4 protein-coding genes are annotated in these 3,227 nt (G+C 57.5%); all 4 read left to right on the plus strand.

The features are described from left to right. Positions 1-86: 86 nt before the first annotated feature. The 4 genes from istA to IGW03_RS37335 all read left to right on the plus strand — a co-directional run bounded on the left by istA (position 87) and on the right by IGW03_RS37335 (position 3,100). A complete protein-coding gene (gene istA / locus IGW03_RS37320; protein WP_194727435.1) occupies positions 87-1,334 on the plus strand; it encodes an IS21 family transposase in 1,248 nt (415 codons plus the stop codon). Continuing rightward, positions 1,331-2,182, plus strand: coding sequence for an IS21-like element helper ATPase IstB (gene istB, locus IGW03_RS37325; protein WP_194727432.1), 852 nt, complete (start codon positions 1,331-1,333; stop codon positions 2,180-2,182). The genes istA and istB overlap by 4 nt, the downstream gene beginning before the upstream one ends. Before the next feature lie 134 nt (positions 2,183-2,316). Further along, a complete protein-coding gene (locus IGW03_RS39230) occupies positions 2,317-2,547 on the plus strand; it encodes a winged helix-turn-helix domain-containing protein (RefSeq protein ID WP_369122971.1) in 231 nt (76 codons plus the stop codon). Then, positions 2,471-3,100 carry a transposase gene (locus IGW03_RS37335; RefSeq protein ID WP_194727434.1) on the plus strand — a complete coding sequence of 210 codons (630 nt, stop codon included), beginning with the start codon at positions 2,471-2,473 and terminating at the stop codon, positions 3,098-3,100. Before IGW03_RS39230 ends, IGW03_RS37335 begins: the two co-directional genes overlap by 77 nt. Positions 3,101-3,227: the final 127 nt, after the last annotated feature.

A 3,227-nucleotide genomic window follows, 5' to 3' on the forward strand; every position in this document is an offset into this window, starting at 1 on the left:
GGGGGGGGGGGGGGGGTCCCCCCCCCCCCCCACTTCCAATGATCGACGACCATATTTCCCTTGGGATCCTTCCTTGGGGGCATTTGATGGTCGAACTGGGAGAAGTCATGACGATTCTGGAGTTGCATCGGCAAGGACTGAGCATTTCAGCCATTGCCGCCCGTTTAGGTATGGACCGCAAGACTGTTCGCAAATACATCAAGGAAGGTGTACAGGCGCCAAGGTATGGGCCGCGAGCGCCGAGACCGTGTGTGGTCGATCCGTTTGTTGACTACATCACTGATCGCATACGTACCTTCCCGGAACTCAGTATTGAGCGGCTATTACGCGAGATTCGAGCAATGGGCTACGAAGGTGGTCGTACCGCACTTGGTGACCTAGTTCGTGAAGTCCGTCCGCCACGCCAGAACAACTTTGAGGTGCGCTTCGAAACGCCATCAGGTCGGCAGGCGCAGGTGGATTTCGCCCACTTCAACGTCGAGTTCGATGATGCACCGGGCCAACGTCGCGCCATCTGGCTGTTCTCGATGGTTCTTGGGCACAGCCGCTATCTTTGGGGCCGCTTTGTTGAACACCAGGATTTGCAGACCGTACTTCGCTGTCATATGGAAGCCTTTGAACACCTTGGTGGTGTGCCCCATGAGATTCTCTACGATCGCATGAAGGCAGCGGTCCTGGGCGAGGTCGAGAAGCACATCATCTACAACGCCAAGCTGGTTTCCTTCGCCCAGCATTACGGCTTTGCTCCGCGCGCATGCAAGGCTTACCGGGCCAAGACCAAGGGTAAAGTGGAACGACCTTACCGGTATATCCGCCAAGACTTCTTTCTGGCGCGGCGCTTCCAGAATCTCGGCGACTTGAACCTGCAACTGCGTCATTGGCTCGACACCGTTGCCAATGTTCGACTGCACGGCACGACACAACGAGTGGTGCTACAGCACTTCCAGGAAGAGCGACCCGCCTTACAGCCCCTGCCGGCTGGCCTGTTCAATGGCGTGATTCGGCTGGAGCGCCGTGTCAGCCATGAAGGGCTCGTCTCCGTCGGCGGCAATTACTATAGCGTGCCTGACCGTGCCCGCAAACGCACCCTTGAAGTCCATACTCTGGCCCATGAGATCCGTATCTATGAGGATGACGAGCTTCTGGCCATTCACCCTGTGCTTGAGGGCAGACGCCGAACTTCCCTGCTACCGGATCACCGCCGTTCGCACCAGCGTTCGAAGCAAGCATTGGAAGCTGCTGTCCCGGAGCCGACACCGTCGGTTGCACGACGGCCTCTGTCGTTCTATGACCAAGTCGCCAAGCGATTGGCTGGAACCAGGAGATCGACATGAGCGCCGTACCTGGATCAACACTTGAGCGGATTCGCCGATATCTCGTCGGTTTGCGTATGCCCCGCGCACTCGAAGCACTCGATATCACCCTCAAACGCTTCGAACAAGGGGATACCTCCATGCTGGAGGTACTGGAAACGCTGCTGGGCGAGGAATTTACCACCCGCGAAACCAGACGCATCAAGATGGCTTTGCAAACGGCAAGGCTCAGTACCATCAAGACGCTCAGTGGCTATGACTTCAGCTTCCAGCCAAGTCTGGACCGTGACCGGATCATGACACTGGCCCAGCTCGACTTCATCGAGCGCCGGCAGACCGTACACTTCCTCGGTCCACCGGGCACCGGCAAGTCGCACCTTTGCATTGCGCTTGGGGTAGAGGCAGTCCGGGCTGGCAAGAGCGTGTACTTCGGTACGCTGGCAGAGATCGTCGCTTCAATGGCCAAGGCCGAGAGGGAGGGCAATCTGACACAGCGGGTTCGCTACCTGGCGCGCAATAGCCTGCTGATCGTCGATGAGATTGGCTACCTTCCGATCGGCTCGAATGGCGGAAACCTGTTCTTCCAGCTCGTCAACGCCTGTTACGAGAAGTGCGCGATCATCCTGACTTCCAATCGCAGCTTTGCAGAGTGGGGAGAGGTGTTTGGCGATTCTGTAGTTGCAGCGGCGCTGCTGGATCGACTTCTGCATCATGCCATCGTGGTGCAGATTGAAGGCTCGTCATACCGCCTACGTGAGCATGCCGATCTGTTACCAGAATCATTGCGAAACCGGCCTTCGGCGGCTAATGCCTTGCCCGCTGATACCCGGCCACGCCGACCTGGACGCCCGAGAAAGGAAGTTCGGTGATCATTCCTCTCGGCTGATCACCGGAGCTAGGGGTGGGGAATTTTACTTCGACACTTCTGGGGAAATTACGCGCGATATTGACACGACCACGCAAGGCCAATGAAACGGCCGAGACCCTGCTCCAGGCACTGATGATGATTCCGCCAGAGCGCTCCGGCTATCATGCGACGCATTGGACGGTGCCGTTACTGCAGGATCAGGTGCGTCTGAACCTGGGCATACAGTGCGACCAGGTGACCATTCGGCGCTGCCTGCATCGCCTGGGGTATGTCTGGAAGCGGCCACGCTATGTGCTGGCGCCAGATCCTCAACGAGAAAAAAAAGCGTCAAATCCGGCAAGTACTGCGCAAGTTGCCAAAGCGTAGCGTCATACTGATCGAAGATGAAACGGATCTATTGCTGTTCCCGCCGTTACGCGCGATGTGGTCGCCTCGCGGTATCCCGGCGCAAGTCATGCTCAGCGGCGGGAATGCCAAGCGCGTGGTGTTTGGCTGCATGAATCTGGCGACCGGGCATCGCCTGTTCCTGGTCCGACGCCAACAACGGGCACCAGATTTCCAGGCGTTCCTGCACCTGGTGCGACGCCATTATCGTGGCTATCGAATCACGATGGTGCTCGACAATCACAAGACGCACACTGCGCATGCGTCACAGGCTCTGGCAGCACGTCTTGGCATCCGGCTACTGTGGTTGCCCAAGCGTGCCCCGGAGCTCAACCCGATGGATACGTTATGGGGGCAAGGAAAGGATGCAATCTGCGCGAATAAGCAGTTCACCTCGATCGACGATCAGGTCGCAGCGTTCATCGACCACCTCAATGGGCTGTCGAACCAGGAAGCACTGCAAACATCAGGTGTGCGGTCGCGCAAATTCTGGCTCAGACGCACAGTGGAAAAGAACATTTGCTCACCTGCTTAGCGGTAATGTCATGGACTCCCTCCACCCCTGAAGCTGGATACACTAAAGGCTGAACAAAGCGTGGCGTTTCCCAACGGATAGAAGGAGGCAGGCATGGCAATCGTAAGAATCGGGCTCGATATTGCAA

This window comes from Noviherbaspirillum malthae (assembly GCF_015352985.1).
Lineage (GTDB): Bacteria > Pseudomonadota > Gammaproteobacteria > Burkholderiales > Burkholderiaceae_D > Noviherbaspirillum > Noviherbaspirillum malthae.

Coding starts and splice junctions, on each gene's coding strand:
- IGW03_RS39230 (WP_369122971.1), top strand. CDS start 2,317: ATGATTCCGCCAGAGCGCTCCGGCTATCATGCGACGCATTGGACGGTG.
- istB (WP_194727432.1), top strand. CDS start 1,331: ATGAGCGCCGTACCTGGATCAACACTTGAGCGGATTCGCCGATATCTC.
- IGW03_RS37335 (WP_194727434.1), top strand. CDS start 2,471: ATGTGCTGGCGCCAGATCCTCAACGAGAAAAAAAAGCGTCAAATCCGG.
- istA (WP_194727435.1), top strand. CDS start 87: ATGGTCGAACTGGGAGAAGTCATGACGATTCTGGAGTTGCATCGGCAA.